Genomic DNA, 19,052 nt, shown 5'->3' on the forward strand with positions numbered 1-19,052 from the left:
CAAGTTTCTTTTTTATAGTTTAAGAAATTACTAATTTAAAAATACCAATCAATCATCGTTTTTTTGTCACAAATGACAGCTTCAACATTCATTGATTGAACAATATATTCTATATTTTCTTCTTTAGCTAATAATAAGGTTGTAAAGGAATCGTATATACTCATAAACGCATACTCATTGTCTTCTCCAGTAATAATTAACTCATTATTGCTAATGTCCCAAATATCTAATGGAGTAGTATTATTTACCTGTAATAATCCGTTTGTATTAAGAATTGGTTCAGAGAAATATAGATTTTTTGCACCTTTAGAACCGAGGAGTTTAAGTAATTTGTGTAATAAAAATATAGACGTATAATCTTCTGTTGGATAATAAAGATTTTTTTTAAAGTTTGAATGTAGCTTTTCAGCTAAATCCTCTCTTTTATATTCTTCTGAAAGGGCACTAATGGAAGTCAACATGGCCATTGCTAGGTCTGCGTATGAATGTAATCCACTACAAGACATCATTTCCTTCCAAGAAACGGATTTCCCATTGTGAATGATTTCTTCAGCGCTAGGATAGATGTGCTCATATGGTCTTTTTCTCACAGACTTTTCCCATCCTAAAGGCATTTGGACAAATGGATGTAGCAATATAGCTGCAGATTTAAAATTACTTGGTAGTTGTTCTAAAATTGGTGATTTATCATCTAGCCAAATGTAATCCAACAAAATATAACCTCCTCTTAGACTTTGAAAGGTACGGATTCCCGTATTATGTTTTTTTGTATTGATTGTATCAAATATAAAGCGAAGCATGAAATATGTCCCAACATAAAAGTAAGAATAAATAAAATGAAGTTTTCATAAATAGTAAAAGGGTGCTTATGTCATCAGTATAGCTAAAAAATGTTGTTACATATGAGAAGAGCGTGTTAATAAAATATGAGGTGGTTAAATGGGAAATGAGCAAGTGAAGTCTGTAAAGGAAGAAAAAAAGTTATGTCTTTGTATGATTGTCAAAAATGAGTCTAGAATTATGGAAAGATGTTTAAATGCAACAAAATCAATTGTAGATTATGTTTCTATTTGTGATACTGGATCGACGGATAATACGCCTGAAATTATTGAAAATTGGTGTAAGGAAAATGAGATACCTGGGACGGTTCATCATGAGCCGTTTAAAAACTTTGGTTATAACAGAAGTTTAGCTGTTTCATTAGCGCAAAAAACATATCCAGAAGCAGATTATTTATTAATATTAGATGCGGATATGATTTTAGAGGTTGATCCGAATTTCGATAAAACGAGCTTAACGGAAGATCATTATCTTACATTGCAATATGATGTTCATATTAAATATTGGCTTACACGTCTTTTGAAAGCTTCTTTACCATGGAAATCTGTCGGTGTTACTCATGAGTATTGGGATATAGATCGCTCAAAAGTTGGAGCGAATTACAATACGAAGGTAGATCGGTTAGAGACTCTTGTCGTGAATGATCCCGGAGATGGCGGGAGTAAAGCTGATAAATTTGAAAGAGATGAGAGGTTGTTGTTACAAGGAATAAACGACCCAGAAACAACGCCAGATTTGCATATAAGATATTTATTTTATTTAGCTCAGACTTATTTTCATTTAAGTCAATTTGAAGATTCGATTAAATGGTATAAAAAACGAGTGGAAGCAGGGGGGTGGGTTGAAGAGGTATTCTATTCGTTATTGCGAATAGGATTTTGTTATGAGCAGTTAGCAAATCGTTCAGCAAATAAACAAAATGAAGTGACAGATGCTGATGAAAAAGAAACTGTTAAAGGGCAAGAAGAGCAATATTTAGCGTTAGCTGTTTTTTATTTTCAAAAAGCGTGGGAATATAGACCAACCCGGGCTGAACCATTATACCAACTTGCAAGATTGTATCGATTACGATCTCAAAACAATATTGCTTTGATGTATGCTCTGCAAGGGAAGGAAATTCCTTTTCCAAAGGATGATCTACTATTTGTAGATTATCATGTGTATGATTACTTATTTGACTATGAAATTTCTATTAGTGCTTTCTATATACCTCATAAAAAACATTTAGGGGCGGTGTCGCAAAAGTATTTGGAATCGATAAAAGAAAAGATTCCATTTCATATAGCAAATATAGTAGAGAATAATGCGAAATTTTATTAAATACATTTTCGATTAAAGGAGTAGTGGAGTAATCATGGAATTAATGCGATGGGCGATTGAACTAGGAGAATCGGTGCATGGAAATACGTATGAAGAATTGATGCCACTACTAGACTATTATTATGATCGTGATCATTTAAAAGCGTACTGTATCGCAAATCTTCTTTTAAACATGGATGTATTAGATGAAGATCGGGAAAGAATCGAATTAAGAAGATGCATCGCTGCTTATTATGCTGGATTATATAAAGTAGCAAGAAAACATGCAAATGAGTTGGTACTTAAACATCCGGATGTAGATCTATATAAAAATAATTTAAGATTAATGGAAGTTTATTTGAATAAAGAATATGATTATTGTCTTTTTATATGCCCAAAGACATACGGTAGTTTCATAGATGTTGCGCGAGCTTTAAAGTGGCGGTTGGAGCAGGAGGGAAATACAGTAATTATATCAGAAACAATACTGGAAAATGTAAAGAATACAGTTGTTTTTGGAGCCCATACATACGCATATAACCCGAACCTTCTTCCGAAAGATGCAATTATTTATAATTTAGAACAGCTATACGAAGGAAGTCCATATGCGCATCCCCTTTATTTAATATTATTAAAAGATAGAGTGATTTGGGATTATAGTAAACAAAATATAGAATGGCTTAAACAAAAAGGGGTAGGAAAAGAAATAAAACATGTAGAAATGAACTATGCTCCAACTTTGGAAATAAAAAAAGATGCGTTTGAAGATGAGATTATTGAAGATATTGATATTCTGTTTATAGGTGCTCTTAATCCGAGGCGACAAGCTATTTTTGATCATCTAAAAGCGATTGCCCCGAATTTAAATATAGTTTTTAAAAATAATGCGTGGGGAATTGTTCGAAATGAATTGATTGCTAGAGCTAAAATTATATTAAATATTCATTTTTACTTATCAGGAATTCTTGAAACACCTCGCGTATCTTATGCAGTCGCAAATAAGAAATTTATTATTTCCGAAAATAGTAATCCAGAAGATGAGGTAGAGTGGCCAGGAATTGTATTTACTCCGTACGAAAAAATAATTGAAAACGTAATGAAATATATAGAATTACCAGAAGAACGGAAAAGATTAGCGGAAAAAGCATATAATCATTTTGAAGCAAATGAAAGTTTAGGTACATTGAGCATGAGAGATGAATCAAAGTAATTGTACGAAACTCATACGAAAGTATGAGTTCTTTTTTGTTTATCATACTATTTTATGAAACAAGTTAACTCTTTATATTGTGTTTTGTATAGAAATTTCTGATAATATATAAGTAGAACTTGAAAACAAAGGGGAGAAATAATCATGAAACTAGTCGTTATTAACGGTACACCAAGAAAATTTGGTAGAACTCGCGTGGTGGCAAAATATATTGCGGATCAATTTGAAGGGGAATTATATGATTTAGCAATTGAGGAGTTACCTTTATACAATGGAGAAGAGTCGCAACGTGATTTAGAGGCAGTAAAAAAATTAAAAACGTTAGTGAAAGCTGCGGATGGGGTTGTATTATGTACACCAGAATATCATAATGCGATGAGCGGTGCGCTGAAAAACTCTTTAGATTACTTAAGTAGTAGTGAATTTATTCATAAACCAGTTGCGTTGTTAGCGGTTGCTGGTGGCGGTAAAGGTGGAATAAATGCATTAAACAGCATGCGAACGGTCGCTAGAGGTGTTTATGCAAATGCAATTCCAAAACAAGTTGTGCTTGATGGATTACATGTGCAAGATGGTGAACTTGGGGAAGATGCAAAACCATTAATTCATGATGTAGTTAAAGAATTGAAAGCATATATGAGCGTATATAAAGAGGTGAAAAAACAACTAGGAGTGGAGTGATATGTCCTCACTTTATCATGATTCTCGCTTGTATTACATTCTAGGAGCCAATAGTCTATCTGCTATTGGTTCCGGAATTGTTATGATAACGATTCCTTGGCTGTTAATTAAAGAGAGTGGAGGAGAGACAACATTTGGTTATGTTTCTATCATTGCAACCCTCATTATGTTTTTATTAACACCATTCATTGGGCAAAGTATTGATCGTTTTTCAAGAAAATCTTTATTGCTATGTAACGAAGGAATCGGAATAGCCGTAATCGGAATAATGGTTATATGGGGATTTGCTGGGCAACCTTATCATTCTATTCACTATATTCTTATTTATATAGCCGGATCATTCTACTATTTATTATTTTATCCTACAATATTTGCGTTCAACCAAGAGATATTTCAAGCAGAACATTATAAAAGTTTAAGTGGAACGATGGAAATACAAGGACAGTTAACACAAGTTATTTCTGGAGCGGCTGCGAGCTTCTTAATTGAAATTGTATCTTTGAAGTGGATTTTGTTAGTAGACATGTTAACTTTTGCTGGAGCATTTTTTCTTTTCTTATGTATACCGTACGTAAAGAAAAAAGAAGTGAAAAGAAAAATAACATTTAAGAAGCAATTGTTTGAAGGAATTCACTTTATGAAAAAACGTCCTAAGCTCTTTTGGTTCTTACTGGCCACTTATATGCCGTTTATAGGTGTTATGATGGCAAATTATTTAATACCAGTTTATATTTCGGATATACTTAAAGCCAATGCCTCTGTATACGCAATAGAGGGGATGATGTACGGGGTTGGAGCGGTTGTTGCAGGAATCTGTATTCCACTCATAATGAAATATATCAAAACAGAAGTTTCAATCGTTATGACGATGTTCATTTATGTAATTTCAATTACCGCAATGATTATTGAACCTTCCGTAATTTTCTTATATGGACTTGCAATTTTTCATGCAGTTGGAAATGCGGGTACAAGAGTGGCGAGAAATGTATTGATGATGGAGGAAATTCCAAACGAAGTAATGGGACGTGTAGACAGCTTATTTCGCCTAATTGGTACTGGAATACGAATTGTATTATTAATGCTGTTTACAGCGGGTGTATCTAAAGCCGGAGTAATGCTTCCGTTTTACGTATTAAGCTGCATATTGATCTTCTCATTAGGAATCGCTATTTATTATGTACTATCACAACGTAAAGTAGCGGCGAATGTTTCTAATAAATCAATCGTTTAAAAAAACACTTCTGCCGCCCTTTCTTTTTCTGTATAATAAAAAGAAAGGGAGTGCAAACTTATTTATGAACAAATGGATCTTTCTTATCATTTTATTATTACCGCCACTATACATCATTTATATGACGTTTAGAATGAACAAAGTTGCTCGTGAAAAGTTGAGCTATCACTCTCCGTACGTTCTTATACTGGGTGCAAAGTTATTTGGAGATAGACCGTCTTTATCTCTTCAAAATCGTTTGGATGTAGCGTTGGAGTATTTATTTTCACATCCTGAAGCGAAAGTAATTGTTTCAGGTGGTCAAGGAGAAGATGAAGATATACCGGAAGCTCACAGCATGAGAAACTATTTAATGGTACACGGTATAGATGAGAGTCGTATTTTAATAGAAGATCAATCTACAAATACGTATGAAAACTTAAAGTTTAGTATGGATTTATATAATGTGAAACATGCGGTAGTTGTAAGTAATACGTATCATTTATATCGAACGAAAATAATTGCAAAGCGTTTAGGCATGAAGATGGAGGCACTAGCTGCTGAAACGCCAATTCGTTCTAAGAGAAAAATGTATGTTCGCGAATATGCTGCTATTATGAAAACAATATTGTTCGACCGTTAGAGCTCAAATGTGAGCTCTTTTTTAATTTAAAAGCGTATCATTTGAAATGAATGCCATATTCCATCAAAATAAAGGAAACAACATTAAAGGAGTTGTATTTGTGATTCAATTTAATCATGTGTCAAAATCGTATGAAGATGGCACGAAAGCAGTGGATTCATTGCATTTAGAAATTAAAAAGGGAGAATTTTTTGTTCTCATCGGTCCGAGTGGATGCGGGAAAACAACGACAATGAAGATGATTAATCGTTTAATCGAAACGACTGAAGGATCGATTTTAATCGATGGAAAAGATATTCAACAATATAATATAAACGAATTACGTTGGGATATAGGATACGTGTTGCAACAGATTGCTTTGTTTCCTCATATGACAATTGCTGAAAATATTGCAGTTGTTCCTGAAATGAGGCAATGGAGCAAAAAAGAAATTAAAGCACGCGTCGATGAATTGTTACATATGGTTGGATTAGATCCGGATATTTATCGAAATCGTATGCCTGATGAATTGTCAGGAGGACAAAAACAACGTGTCGGTGTCGTGCGAGCATTAGCTGCAAACCCGAAAATCGTTCTTATGGATGAACCATTTAGTGCGTTAGATCCATTAAGTAGGGAACAGCTTCAGAAGGATATTGTACAGTTGCAAAAAAAGATTCAAAAAACAATCGTATTCGTAACACATGATATGCAAGAAGCATTATCACTTGGAGATCGCATTTGTATTATGAAAGAAGGAAAAGTTGTTCAACTAGATACACCAGAAGGAATTATACATAATCCGAAAAATGAATTTGTAGAGGAATTCATTGGAAATCGTGGGCGAACTTGGTATGAGGGGAAAAGTATAGCAGATGTATTGCCGCTCGATCAAAGTGTGCAATTAGAAGGGCAGGCGCTATCATTACATTCTTCTTTACAAGAAGCGTTAGTTCGTGTGCGTGATGAGGAGGTCGTTCCAGTTGAAAAAAACGGTCAATATATTGGAACGTTAACAAGTCGTCATATTGTCAATTACATTGTTGAACAAATGAAGGAAAGAGGCTAAACAGTGACTAATTTTATACAAACGTTCCAAGAACGAAAAATAGAATTACTAACTGCATTAAGTGAGCATTTACAAATATCGCTTATTTCATTATTTTTTGCAGTAATTATAGCGGTGCCACTTGGCATCTTATTAACAAGAAAAGAACGAATGGCTGAATTTATAATAGGAACTTCTGCAGTAATGCAGACAGTGCCATCACTTGCATTACTCGGACTATTAATTCCATTAGTAGGAATCGGAAAACTTCCAGCGATTATCGCATTAGTTGTGTATGCACTATTACCTATTTTACGAAATACATATACAGGAATAAGGGAATTAGATGAATCTCTAATAGAAGCCGCGAAAGCTATGGGGATGAATAGTTGGAGAAGATTGTGGAAGGTAGAACTTCCTCTTGCATTGCCTATCATTATGGCTGGTATTCGTACAGCTATGGTATTAATTGTTGGAACGGCTACATTAGCAGCTCTCATTGGTGCTGGTGGGCTCGGTAAGCTTATACTATTAGGTATAGATCGAAATGATCATGCACTTATCATTTTAGGGGCCGTACCAGCCGCGTTACTCGCTTTATTCTTTGATATAGTACTTCGCATACTTGAACGACCGAAACGCTCTTCTAAGCGTGTTATATTGACGATATGTATTGTTTGTATAATGATTGCTTCTCCATTTCTTTGGAGTACAGAAAAGAAAGATATTGTTATTGCGGGCAAACTTGGATCAGAACCTGAAATTTTAATTCAAATGTATAAGCAGCTTATTGAACAAGATACAGATTTACACGTACAATTAAAACCAGGTCTTGGAAAAACAGCATTTGTATTTGAAGCGTTGAAATCAGGGGAAGTAGATATATACCCAGAATTTTCAGGAACAGCTTTATCTACTTTCGTGAAAGAAGAACCAAAGAGTACAAATCGTGATGAAGTATATGAGCAGGCTCGCATTGGAATGGAAAAGAAATATAATATGATTATGTTGAAGCCAATGGAGTATAACAATACATATGCACTAGCTATGCCGAAAAAAATAGCAGATCAAAAGAATATAAATACAATTTCTGATTTAGGGAATGTTGCGCAGGAAGCCAAAGTAGGATTTACATTGGAATTTGCTGATCGTGAAGATGGTTATAAAGGAATGCAAAAATTATATAACTATAAGTTCTCGAATGTTAAAACGATGGAGCCGAAGCTGCGTTATAGCGCAATTGAATCTGGAGATGTTAACGTAATTGATGCATATTCAACAGATAGTGAATTGGAGCAATACGGACTGAAAGTGCTGAAAGATGATAAAGGGTTATTCCCACCTTATCAAGGAGCACCATTATTAAGAAAAGAAACGTTACAGAAATATCCTGAACTTGAAAAGGTATTAAATAAATTATCTGGAAAGATTACAGATGAAGAAATGCGAAAAATGAATTATGAAGTTAACGTAAATGGTAAAAGTAGTGAAGAAGTCGCAAAACAATTTTTACAAAAAGAGAAGTTACTTCGTTAAATTTACAAGAAATATACAAATTTATCTGTTTGAAATGACCGTTCATTACAAAATGAGCGGTTTTTTTGTGCATACTTATACATTTTTTCAAAAAAGTATTCCATTTTTGCTCATTTTCTTTTAGAATAAGTAATGTTTTCCTGAAAAAATATAAGAGAAACGTCTATTAGAGAAAAAGGTGACTTTAATAGTTGAACGAACATAACACCTAGAATGACAGATGGGGTGGTACAAATAGAAAAGAAGTTAGGATTTTTTCCATTAATCGCATTAGTAGTTGGAACAATGGTTGGTGGCGGTGTTTTTAGTTTACCGCATGATTTAGCAGTAGGAGCAAACAGTGGTGCAATAATAATTGGCTGGTGTATTACAGCGATGGGAATGATTCCACTTGCGCTCGTATATCAAACGTTAGCAAGACAAAAACCGGAACTTGAAGGTGGAATTTATAGTTATGCACGTGCTGGTTTCGGTGAATACATTGGATTTAATAGTGCTTGGGGATATTGGCTAGCAGGAATCTTAGGTAATGTCGCAACAATTATGTTACTGTTTAGTACATTAGGTTATTTCTTTCCAATTTTCAAAGGAGGAAATAATGTTGCGTCTATCGTTGGGGCATCACTTTTATTATGGACACTTCATTTTTTAATTTTATTTGGAATCCGTGAAGCTTCTATTATGAATGTGATCGCAACAATAGGGAAGTTAGTTCCAATCGTTTTATTTATTGTGGTAATGGTAACAGCCTTTCGCTGGGACACATTTACACATGATTTGTGGGGAGAAGGAACGATCTCACTTTCCGCTATACTTGGTCAAGTGAAAAATACAATGCTTGTAACACTTTGGGTTTTCATTGGAGTTGAAGGAGCGGTTGTATTATCTGGAAGAGCGAAGAATAGTCGAGATGTTGGTAAGGCAACAGTATTGGGACTTATTTTAGTAATGTCCATTTATATTTTAATTTCTGTCCTGTCAATGGGAGCTATGACAAGAGGCGAACTTTCTGTGTTAGAAACTCCGTCAATGGGACATGTATTAGAGCACGTTGTTGGTCCATGGGGTGCAGTTGCGATTAACATCGGATTAGTTGCTTCACTTGTCGGTACATTAATTGGCTGGTTTTTACTTGTTTCTGAAATTTCTCATGTAGCAGGAAAAGATGGCGTATTTCCGAGAGTCTTTACGAAAACAAATAAGAAGCAAACACCGCACATGGCATTATGGATTTCAAATGGTGTTGCCCAAATTATATTTATCATCGTTTTGTTTTCGGAATCAACATATCAAATTATGTATTTCATTGCATCAACATCAATTTTATTACCATATTTATTATCAGCGTTATTCCAATTTAAATTAGTCATTACAAACGAGTTAAAAGACGCTAAATTAAAAAATGGAGCGTTAGCTTTAATTGCTTCTATTTACTCTGTATGGCTTCTTTATGCAGCTGGTTTAAAGAATTTACTACTCGTTTCAATTGTGTATGGAATTGGAATTATTGTTTACACGTTTGCAAGAAAAGAACAAGGGAACCGTTGCTTTGTAGGTGCAGAGAAGTATGTGATGTGGGCAATTATTGTTGCGGCTATCACATCCATATATATGTTATTAACTGGAAATATAAAAATGTAAAAAGTCCTTTTCATTTAAAGGGCTTTTTTCTTTGTTTAGAGAATATTTACTACATAAGATATTCAGGAGGGATGAGAATGGAAGAAAAAGAACAGTTGTCTAGAATAATTGATTTAGCTAGTGAGTTAAGGAAAGTATTAGTGCAAGAATCTTTTTTTAATCATCATCCTGAACTAAGAGGAGTCATTGAAAATTTAGCAAGTTCTGTTGAAAATTTGGCGGAATTACAAATAAGTAAAGATGAAAACGCTGAAGATCGATTACGTTACGTACTTGCGAAAATGAAAATTGCTCATAATGCAATTTTACAAGAGAAAAAAGCATTTCCTTCTCATTAATATAAGTTTTTATTTTGAACCTGGCGGATAACGTCAGGTTTTTTATTTCTAGTTTTTCGTTTCTTTCATACACTAAGAATAGTATGAAAAAAGAAGGTGACTAAGGTGAAATTACATAAAGCTCTTCAGCCAAGTTTTATAAAACGAATGTACTATATGAGATTTTTAGGGAAATTTACAAAAGCTGAGAAAGAGAAGAGTGGAGAGAATTTTTTTGTACAATGCTTATCGCCAATACCATTCACTTTACAGGAACAATTTATAAATGAACCATATGTATTTGAAGGGTTATGTAGCAATAAAAAGAATGAAAAAATCTTTTCGGAATTAAAGAAGAGGAAATTAGAAAAGCAATTAGTAATGTTTCGTCTTTATTATGAAAGAGGAAATGTATACGTGGAGTTAATATGTACAGAAGAACCGAAAGAAATAGCAAGCAGCTATAAAATGATTCCGGCACCTAAAGTTACAAATCATAAAAAAAGAGAATCTTTAGAGCGAAAACTTAGCAACGGTTATTTATCATTTCTTATGCCAAAATTTCCGAAAGACTTTGAGCCTCCTGAATTATTGTGGCACGATGGAAGACTGTACGGAAACATATCCCTAAAGTCATCAATTAGCTCAATCGCCTATTTTGAACAGAAACGTGAATGTAAATATATAAACTGCAGTGACTGGACGAAGTATGTAGAAATAGCGGTAGAAGATCAATTATATTTTGTAAGTGATTATGTGTATGAGCAATTAAAAAAACGAATGCATGAAGAAGGTAAGCTAGTTGAAGTAGAGGATATAAAAATACAAAAAGATGAATGGGAATGGGATGAGCGTGAATCGTCCTTTTTACAGTATGTACAAAGTATGGTGCATAATAAAGGGTTATATTTGGATGAAACGGATATTTATAATTTCCATATAAGTGTAAAAACAAATATGTTAACGATTCTTGGTGGTATACCGGGCGTTGGAAAATCACGTTTTGTGCAAACTTATGCAGAAGCATTAGGGTTACAGTATGGGGAAGAGTTGGTTTGGATTCCAATTTCGCCATCGTATCAAGAACCACATGATTTACTTGGTTACCTTCATCCAAATGGTACTTTTATTGAATCTGAAGCGAAGTTAGTTAGGACGTTAATGAAGGCGAAAGAAAATCCAAATCAACTGTATATAATCGTTTTTGATGAAATGAACATGTCTCATATTGAGCATTGGTTTACTCCGTTTCTATCTGTTCTTGAACTTGAAACAAAAAATCGTATTTTAAACTTGTATGAGGGTGTACAGGACATAGAGAATTCAATTCCATCAACAATTGAAATTGGAGAAAATATTATATTTGTAGGTACTGTAAATTTTGATGAAACAACGAAAGAGCTCTCTGATCGATTATTAGACCGAACGAACCTAATAATGTTACAGAAAATTCCGTTTTGTGAGATGGGCATGGAACAGGGGAAAGTCGTATTACATCCACCTTTGAAAGTAACGGCGGGAGAATTTCGGATAAATTGGATGAGAAATAAAGCGATGATTGAAGTGTTTTCTGAAGAAGAATTAGAGCTATTAGATAAGTTGCATGTCGTATTGTCATCACATGACGCGTCTAAGGGAATTTCTTTCCGATGTGCAAATGCAATTGCGACTTATTTGCAAAACATACCGTTTCAAAATAACCATACCTATATGATTAGTAGAGAAGAGGGGTTTGATTTACAAATAAAGCAGCGTGTATTGACGAAAATCAGAGGGACCGAAATGATGGTTGGGCCTTTACTTTCTGAAGAAGCAAAAAGGGGGGCGACCTTAGTACCTCTTTTGCAATCTACACTTGCAAACAGAGTATCTACATTTGAACACTCTTTAGCATATATACGAGAAAAACGTAGAGAACTGGAGTTGTATGGATATGCAAAATGAAGGGCGTTATGAAACAAAAATCGTTGATACGAATGAAACGCTCCCTTTTGTATTAAAGTTAATCATTGGAAATGAAGGGAAAGGAGATTATATTTTATTAAATCGTCTTTGTACATCTACTACAGCATTAGTTCAATGTATTTATAAAGTACAAGAATTAAAACCAATAAGATTACAGTACAATTATGAAATCCCAATGAATATTACTTTTATATGGAATAAAGTATATGAGGGACAGAAAAATATAAAAGAGGCTCAATATGAAATAAATGAAAAAAAACAAAGAGTATTAATATATGAACATGGGAAAACAGAATTCTTTTATCCATGGCGCTGTGGTCTATACCATTTTGAAGTGCGTATAGAAGATACAACGTATTATGGCGCATTTCAAATCGTACCGAAAAACTTTTTTGATGATCAATTTGAAATGATTCAAGACTATGTGAAGTCAATTTTAAATGAGTTGATTTTGGATAGAGGTTACTATAAAAAGACCTTCTCTGCACTTAGCGATATTGAGGATTCTTCTTATTTAGTGTTACTTAGAAAGTTACCGCAAAAAATGAAAATGATAAAGCAAATCTTTAAGAAAATAGAATCAAGCTCAACTTTTATAAATGAATATAAATGGGAAGGAAAAGAGCGAAAGCCAACAAGAAAAGGAACTATAGTGGCAGAACGAAAACCTTATGCCAAACATTATAATCGTAAGTTTATGGAACAAAAAAATAGTAAGGAAAATGCATTTCTTAAATATAAAGCGATGCAATTTTATCATTATTTAATTGAAGCTAAAAGTTTTTTACGTCAAACAATTGAAATCTTAGAAAGAGAAAAAAAGAAAAAATCAGAAGAGTTTCAAGCTGTAAAAACGATTATACAAACAATTGAGCGTAATGGATCAGTAACCGATAGAGAGAAGCAAAAATATAAAAATATACATTTACTAAAAGAAGCCGATTTACGAAAGAGCTCAATGAAAATACAAGAATATAAAATATTGGCGCATATTGTGCATGAAAATGTACAATACTTTCAAATGTTAATGCACTCTTCATTTTGGAGGGAAGTTACTGAAACAAGTAACATGAACTTACATGATTTACCGATACCACATCAACAATTACTACATCATTTAGAAGTACTCCCGCAATATACGGATCAATCTCCATCATTATTATTTGTTTATAAGCCAACGTTTTTAGTGTATGAATATTACGCTTTTTTTATCGTTATTTCACTTTTAGAGCAAATTGGTTTTGAGGCTAGAAACTCCATCCGTGAACAAATACAAGAACATTTTTATGTAGATGGATTACAAGATGGAACGACAGTAGTTTTAGAACGAGATGATATAAAGGTGCATGTCGCATTTAATGACTTAATTGAAACACATCCTCTTATTGCATTAAGTAAAGGTAGTAATTTTTACAATGGTGAGGATACGAAGAAGCCAGATATTCGCTTAGACTGTTATGTAAAAGAAGATGGGAAATACGTATATAAATCTTCTATTATTATTGAAGTGAAGTATAGTCCAATGTACAATATTTTTCAGCACGTCGGAAATACGAAAGCAACTGAGCAAATGTATAAGTACTGGTCTATAAAGTATGTAGAAGAACAGGATGGAAAGCGAGTCTATTATCGAAGGTCAATTTATGAAGTCATTTGTGTATATCCAGGAAGCCATATGCATAGTAAAAAAATTGAGTCTGGATGCGGTGTTTTCTTGCAGTTATATCCATATAAGACGAAACAAGGGGAAGAGAAATTAGCTGGAAAACATGGGATGGTACAAATTTTTGAAAAATGGCTAAAAAGCATTAAGAAGTAAAAGAAATCCTTTTTCATAAAGGATTTCTTTAGATTAAGAAGAATTATATGCTGTATGGAAAGAAACGTAGTGTAATTGAGATTTGAAAAGTGCTACAAATGTGTTATTAAAAGGAATGTGAGCGCGGGATAAAAGTCGATTAAATTGGAATCTAATTCATTTTGCAGAATATAATAAGTCATAAATATTTTTAGTTGCATACGAAGATTTGTTCTTATATGATAGATAGTGAAAGCGTTATCAAAAAACAGAGCGGCGATGGGAAAGGCGGTTAAATATGTTCCAGCGTGTTCAAACAAAGGAAGAACATTTTGGGTTCGAGCAACTATGGGGAGATTTTTGTGAAGAAAGAAACTTAATGTTCGTAGAACGTAATTTAAATCCATCACGATTTTTATTAATAGAAGATGAACATCCTATTGGTACAGTAGAATGTATTAAGTATACGGTACCTGAACAATCAAATTCTGAGTTTTTCTATCCGTTTTCTAAAAATGATTTAGTAAAAGATTTGAAGAATGTATATGAAATAGGCAAGTTAAGTATTTCGAAAACGTCTCGTGGAAGAGGACATTTCAAAAGGCTAACAGCTATTTTATTTATACATGCGTTAGAAACAAAAGCTGAATGGTACATTGCAGCAGTAACAAAAAGAATGTATATGTATTTACTTACACTTGGTTTTCCAATTGAACCAATAGATAATCCTTTTCAGTTTCATGATACTTTACAAGGTGTACCAGTAAGAATTCATGCTCGAAAAGGGGTTACGCATTTGTATTCTTTAAAAGAATTTCGTGATGTGATTCAAGGGAATGCTCATGCACAGGCATTAATTACAGAATACAGTAAAAATATTATGTTAACGAAATAAAGCGAAGTGAATATGTATAATAAAGAGAATAATATTTGTATAGGATATAACTCTTCATTAAAAAAGACCCTTATTATTTTAATAAGGGTCTAAAAATTATAATCCAAATATACTAAAAATCATTTTGCGGCGCTTCGGTTTCTTTTCTCGTTCATATGTTGGTTTTGAATCCGGAGTAATATAAATGGGTTCTTCTTTCGTTAGGGCAGCTTCTAACTTTTGAATTCGCTCTAACATTTCCTCCATTTCACGACGGTGTTGTAAAAGTTGGTACGTGACGACATCATTTGCCTTATCTTGCATTTGTTCTTCCATTCGATCAAGTCTTCTCGTAATAGTGTTTAATTGATTAGCTAATTGCTCAAAATCATTCGATGATATGTTTTGAACAATTGTATTAACTTGAGTTTTTAATTCCTCAACTTCATTTGAGGAAGCCTTTTGAGTAGATTGAGAATTTTGAGATTGCTCTATTTGAAATCGATGGTGTTCTAACATTTGATCGACATCCTCTTGTGTGAAAATAAAGTGGCCATATTTGTTTTTCTCTATCGTAAGATTTAATTGTTGTGCGATCCGGACAACAGCCTTTGGGCTAACACCTAATTTCTTTGCGATAAATGGTGTTTTATATTCCAAAATAATCCCTCCTATATATATCCTGTTGAATGATTTCGAGCTATGAAGTAAGTTCCCTTCTAGTGCGACAAAAGAAGTGTGGAATCGGCAAAGAAAGTGTTTTTTCACGAAATTGAGTTGAGGAGAATAGTTCTTTTAAATAAAAATGTCTTATCGTAACATTTAGAATAATTTGACGAGTGTAAATGAATTAGATTATCATAATGATAAATATCTTTTTTATGTATGCATATAATATATAAAAAGGTGGTTGCTAATGTAGAATTTTGTTAGAGTATTAGAATGCTTACTTCACTTGAATAAAATTAAGTAGGAGGTGGCTTCCTTGCTTACAAAGTAAGTAAGGAAAAGTATTTGGACATATATAGTATAAGTATAGTGATTGTTTTAATTGCCTTAACGGCATTTTTCGTTGCAGCAGAATTTGCAATTGTTAAAGTGAGAAGTTCACGAATTGACTATTTAATTGCAGAAGGAAATAATCGTGCAACATCGGTCAAAACAGTCATTACAAACTTAGACGAATATTTATCTGCTTGTCAGCTAGGAATTACTGTTACAGCTTTAGGAATTGGGTGGTTTGGTAAACCTGCGTTAAAGCAAATGTTTGATACGCTTTTTGCAAATTGGAATATCTCTACTCAACTAGCAGACATTTTTGCTGTAATTTTAGTATTTTTGTTAATTACTTTTTTACATGTTGTAATAGGGGAATTGGCCCCAAAAACATTTGCAATTCAAAAGTCTGAACAAGTGAGTTTGCTTGTTTCTAAACCGTTAATTTTCTTTTATCGTATTGCATTCCCATTCATTTGGCTATTAAATGGTTCAGCTCGAATCATTACGAAGCTGCTAGGGCTGAAACCGCCGAAGGGGCATGATGAGGTTCATTCAGAAGAAGAATTACGGTTGTTAGTTTCAGAAAGTTATAGAAATGGTGAGATTAATCAATCTGAATATAAATATGTGAATAAAATTTTTGAATTTGATGATCGGATTGCAAAAGAAATAATGGTACCTCGAACTGAAATGAATATTATAAGTAAAGAGATGCCTGCTGAAGAAGCTTTGCAAAAAATGTCTCGTGAAAAATATACAAGGTATCCAGTTGTTGATGGCGACAAAGACCACGTAATAGGTTTTGTGAATTTTAAAGATATTTTTACTGAATTTGTACAACATAAAGCTGTTAATAAGAAGACAGTAGAGCAATATATGAGACCAATTATTTTAGTTATCGATTCTATTCCAATTCATGATTTGTTTTTGAAAATGCAAAAAGAAAGAACACATATTGCTATATTGATAGATGAATATGGTGGAACATCTGGACTTGTTACTGTTGAAGATATTCTGGAAGAAATTGTTGGAGATATTCAGGATGAGTTTGATACGGATGAGCAGCCAGAAATTCAACAAGTTAGTGAAACGAAGACGATACTAGAGGGAAAAGTACTTGTTAGTGAAGTGAATACGTTATTTGGTTTAGGGATTGATGATGATGGTGTTGATACAATCGGTGGTTGGATTTTAACGAAGAATATAGAGATTGCTGAAGAGGATTCCATTGAAATTGAAAATTATAAGTTTTGTGTGAAAGAATTAGATGGACATTATATAAAAAGATTAGAAGTTACAAAGATAGTAGAATCGATTGTTATTTTAGAAGATGAAAAACAAATTTCGTTACAAGAGCAAATTAGCTCGTAAACTCTGCTATATAGCAGAGTTTTTTTGAGCATAATGTTTTTTGAGGGATAAGGGCTATGATACAATGACATAAGTCAAACCTTTCACTAGGTGAAGTATTGTTGTATACATATATTTGGAAGGAGCAGAAGTATGAAAAAGCATTTATATATAAATGGAGATTGGAAATCTGTAAACACGTATAAACCATTATACGCACCATATTCTGAAGAAACATTAGCGGAAATTGCACAAGGCACGGAAGAAGATGTAAAAGAGGCTGTTACCGCTGCAAAAAATGCAATGACAAAAATGAATACATTATCTGCATATGATCGTGCGACTATTTTAGAGAAAGTTGCACAAAAAATGGATGAAAGAAGAGAAGAATTTGCAGAGATTATTGCAAAAGAAGCTGCAAAACCAATACGTGCTGCAAGGGGAGAAGTAGATCGTACTGTTCAAACATACAAATTTGCAGCTGAAGAAGCGAAGCGTATATATGGTGAGACATTGCCATTAGACGCCGCACCTGGTGCAGATGGGCGTATTGCATATACAATCCGAAAGCCGATTGGGGTTATAGGGGCTATTACACCATTTAATTTCCCATTAAATTTAGTAGCGCATAAAGTTGGACCAGCAATCGCTGCCGGAAATACAGTTGTATTAAAGCCAGCTGATCAAACGCCATTATCATCTTATGCATTAGTTGAGTTATTTGAAGAGGCAGGATTGCCAAATGGAGCTTTAAATATCATTTCTGGCCCTGGCTCCACGGTTGGTGAGGCAATCGTCAAAAATGATTACGTTGCTTCTATTACTTTTACCGGAAGTCCAAAAGTTGGAATCGGAATAAAACAAAAGGCTGGGCTAAAACGAGTTACGTTAGAACTAGGCTCAAATGCTGCTGTTATCATTGATGAAGATGTAGAGTTAACAGATGAAATAATTGAACGTGTAAAATGGGGAGCATTTGTTAATAACGGGCAAGTTTGTATTTCAGTACAACGTGTTTTTGTACATGAAACGAAAATGCATGAATTTCTTTCGAAGCTAAAGAAAGCGATGGAATCAGTTGTTGTTGGTGATCCACTGCTTGAGGAAACGGATGTATCAGCTTTAATTTCAAAAAGAGATGTAGAGCGAATTGATATGTGGGTTCAAGAAGCAATTAAGGAAGGAGCAACTGTTTTATGCGGTGGTAAGAAGCGGGATGCAAGAATTTTTGAACCGACTGTATTAACAAATGTTCCAGATCATGTATCTGTGCAGTGCCAAGAAGTATTCGGTCCACTCATGACAGTAAATACATTTAAAGAATTTGATGAAGCGATTGGGCAAGTAAATAATTCGCGTTACGGCTTACAGGCAGGAGTATTTACAAATAATTTATTTAAAGCAATGCGTGCAATTGATGAGCTAGAGGTTGGTGGTGTCATGATTAATGATATTCCAACGTTCAGAGTAGATCATATGCCTTATGGTGGTGTGAAAGAAAGTGGCACGGGACGCGAAGGAATTAAATATGCAATAGAAGAAATGACAGAAATGAAATTAGTATGTATTAAAAAATAAAGTGGAAAAACTTAAAACTTGCACTAAAAAACGAGTAGGAAATGTTTACGATTCCATACTCGTTTTTTACGCTTCTAGTAACTA

At 33.6% G+C, this 19,052-nt stretch carries 16 protein-coding genes; 14 read left to right on the plus strand and 2 right to left on the minus strand.

Features of this window, described 5'->3' with window-relative positions:
* Positions 1-35: 35 nt before the first annotated feature.
* Positions 36-800: a DUF2711 family protein gene (locus NST90_RS10920; RefSeq protein WP_157673956.1), complete on the minus strand. Its 765-nt coding sequence runs from the start codon at positions 798-800 to the stop codon at positions 36-38.
* Between the two features lie 139 nt (positions 801-939).
* Here NST90_RS10920 and NST90_RS10925 point away from each other — a divergent pair, with 139 nt between their 5' ends.
* From NST90_RS10925 to NST90_RS10980, 12 genes are all read left to right on the plus strand, one after another.
* Positions 940-2,160: a glycosyltransferase gene (locus NST90_RS10925; RefSeq protein ID WP_048535186.1), complete on the plus strand. Its 1,221-nt coding sequence runs from the start codon at positions 940-942 to the stop codon at positions 2,158-2,160.
* Positions 2,161-2,194: 34 nt separating this feature from the next.
* Positions 2,195-3,349 (plus strand): hypothetical protein, encoded by a 1,155-nt coding sequence (locus tag NST90_RS10930; RefSeq protein ID WP_000422328.1) that lies wholly within the window; start codon positions 2,195-2,197, stop codon positions 3,347-3,349.
* A 144-nt stretch (positions 3,350-3,493) separates the two neighbouring features.
* A complete protein-coding gene (locus tag NST90_RS10935) occupies positions 3,494-4,030 on the plus strand; it encodes an NADPH-dependent FMN reductase (RefSeq protein WP_000780355.1) in 537 nt (178 codons plus the stop codon).
* 1 nt (position 4,031) lies between these two features.
* A complete protein-coding gene (locus NST90_RS10940) occupies positions 4,032-5,261 on the plus strand; it encodes an MFS transporter (RefSeq protein ID WP_000097159.1) in 1,230 nt (409 codons plus the stop codon).
* Between the two features lie 64 nt (positions 5,262-5,325).
* Positions 5,326-5,883 (plus strand): YdcF family protein, encoded by a 558-nt coding sequence (locus NST90_RS10945; protein WP_001045713.1) that lies wholly within the window; start codon positions 5,326-5,328, stop codon positions 5,881-5,883.
* Positions 5,884-5,983: 100 nt separating this feature from the next.
* Positions 5,984-6,931 carry an ABC transporter ATP-binding protein gene (locus tag NST90_RS10950; protein WP_000614085.1) on the plus strand — a complete coding sequence of 316 codons (948 nt, stop codon included), beginning with the start codon at positions 5,984-5,986 and terminating at the stop codon, positions 6,929-6,931.
* A 3-nt stretch (positions 6,932-6,934) separates the two neighbouring features.
* On the plus strand, positions 6,935-8,446 hold the full coding sequence (locus NST90_RS10955) for an ABC transporter permease/substrate-binding protein (RefSeq protein WP_000181014.1): 1,512 nt from the start codon (positions 6,935-6,937) through the stop codon (positions 8,444-8,446).
* Between the two features lie 213 nt (positions 8,447-8,659).
* A complete protein-coding gene (locus tag NST90_RS10960) occupies positions 8,660-10,087 on the plus strand; it encodes a basic amino acid/polyamine antiporter (protein ID WP_069604567.1) in 1,428 nt (475 codons plus the stop codon).
* Between the two features lie 77 nt (positions 10,088-10,164).
* Positions 10,165-10,425 (plus strand): hypothetical protein, encoded by a 261-nt coding sequence (locus NST90_RS10965; protein WP_000391445.1) that lies wholly within the window; start codon positions 10,165-10,167, stop codon positions 10,423-10,425.
* Positions 10,426-10,530: 105 nt separating this feature from the next.
* A complete protein-coding gene (locus NST90_RS10970; RefSeq protein WP_069604566.1) occupies positions 10,531-12,348 on the plus strand; it encodes an AAA family ATPase in 1,818 nt (605 codons plus the stop codon).
* Positions 12,338-14,188 carry a hypothetical protein gene (locus tag NST90_RS10975; RefSeq protein WP_001178737.1) on the plus strand — a complete coding sequence of 617 codons (1,851 nt, stop codon included), beginning with the start codon at positions 12,338-12,340 and terminating at the stop codon, positions 14,186-14,188. The genes NST90_RS10970 and NST90_RS10975 overlap by 11 nt, the downstream gene beginning before the upstream one ends.
* A gap of 277 nt (positions 14,189-14,465) precedes the next feature.
* Positions 14,466-15,062, plus strand: a complete 597-nt coding sequence (locus NST90_RS10980) for a hypothetical protein (protein WP_000487796.1) — start codon at positions 14,466-14,468, stop codon at positions 15,060-15,062.
* Between the two features lie 96 nt (positions 15,063-15,158).
* Here the strand turns inward: NST90_RS10980 and racA are convergent, their stop codons facing one another.
* Positions 15,159-15,701 (minus strand): chromosome-anchoring protein RacA, encoded by a 543-nt coding sequence (racA, locus tag NST90_RS10985; protein ID WP_000456023.1) that lies wholly within the window; start codon positions 15,699-15,701, stop codon positions 15,159-15,161.
* 354 nt (positions 15,702-16,055) lie between these two features.
* Here racA and NST90_RS10990 point away from each other — a divergent pair, with 354 nt between their 5' ends.
* Together NST90_RS10990 and NST90_RS10995 are read left to right on the plus strand one after the other, a co-directional pair.
* Positions 16,056-17,411: a hemolysin family protein gene (locus tag NST90_RS10990; protein ID WP_000356250.1), complete on the plus strand. Its 1,356-nt coding sequence runs from the start codon at positions 16,056-16,058 to the stop codon at positions 17,409-17,411.
* 132 nt (positions 17,412-17,543) lie between these two features.
* A complete protein-coding gene (locus NST90_RS10995) occupies positions 17,544-18,968 on the plus strand; it encodes an aldehyde dehydrogenase family protein (RefSeq protein WP_000716460.1) in 1,425 nt (474 codons plus the stop codon).
* Positions 18,969-19,052: the final 84 nt, after the last annotated feature.

This window comes from Bacillus sp. FSL E2-8900 (genome assembly GCF_037966225.1).
GTDB classification, from domain to species: domain Bacteria; phylum Bacillota; class Bacilli; order Bacillales; family Bacillaceae_G; genus Bacillus_A; species Bacillus_A cereus.

Bases quoted from the DNA above. Each gene is read 5' to 3' on its own strand.
- NST90_RS10920 (WP_157673956.1), bottom strand. From the start codon at position 800: ATGCTTCGCTTTATATTTGATACAATCAATACAAAAAAACATAATACG.
- NST90_RS10925 (WP_048535186.1), top strand. From the start codon at position 940: ATGGGAAATGAGCAAGTGAAGTCTGTAAAGGAAGAAAAAAAGTTATGT.
- NST90_RS10930 (WP_000422328.1), top strand. From the start codon at position 2,195: ATGGAATTAATGCGATGGGCGATTGAACTAGGAGAATCGGTGCATGGA.
- NST90_RS10935 (WP_000780355.1), top strand. From the start codon at position 3,494: ATGAAACTAGTCGTTATTAACGGTACACCAAGAAAATTTGGTAGAACT.
- NST90_RS10940 (WP_000097159.1), top strand. From the start codon at position 4,032: ATGTCCTCACTTTATCATGATTCTCGCTTGTATTACATTCTAGGAGCC.
- NST90_RS10945 (WP_001045713.1), top strand. From the start codon at position 5,326: ATGAACAAATGGATCTTTCTTATCATTTTATTATTACCGCCACTATAC.
- NST90_RS10960 (WP_069604567.1), top strand. From the start codon at position 8,660: ATGACAGATGGGGTGGTACAAATAGAAAAGAAGTTAGGATTTTTTCCA.
- NST90_RS10965 (WP_000391445.1), top strand. From the start codon at position 10,165: ATGGAAGAAAAAGAACAGTTGTCTAGAATAATTGATTTAGCTAGTGAG.
- NST90_RS10975 (WP_001178737.1), top strand. From the start codon at position 12,338: ATGCAAAATGAAGGGCGTTATGAAACAAAAATCGTTGATACGAATGAA.
- NST90_RS10980 (WP_000487796.1), top strand. From the start codon at position 14,466: ATGTTCCAGCGTGTTCAAACAAAGGAAGAACATTTTGGGTTCGAGCAA.
- NST90_RS10995 (WP_000716460.1), top strand. From the start codon at position 17,544: ATGAAAAAGCATTTATATATAAATGGAGATTGGAAATCTGTAAACACG.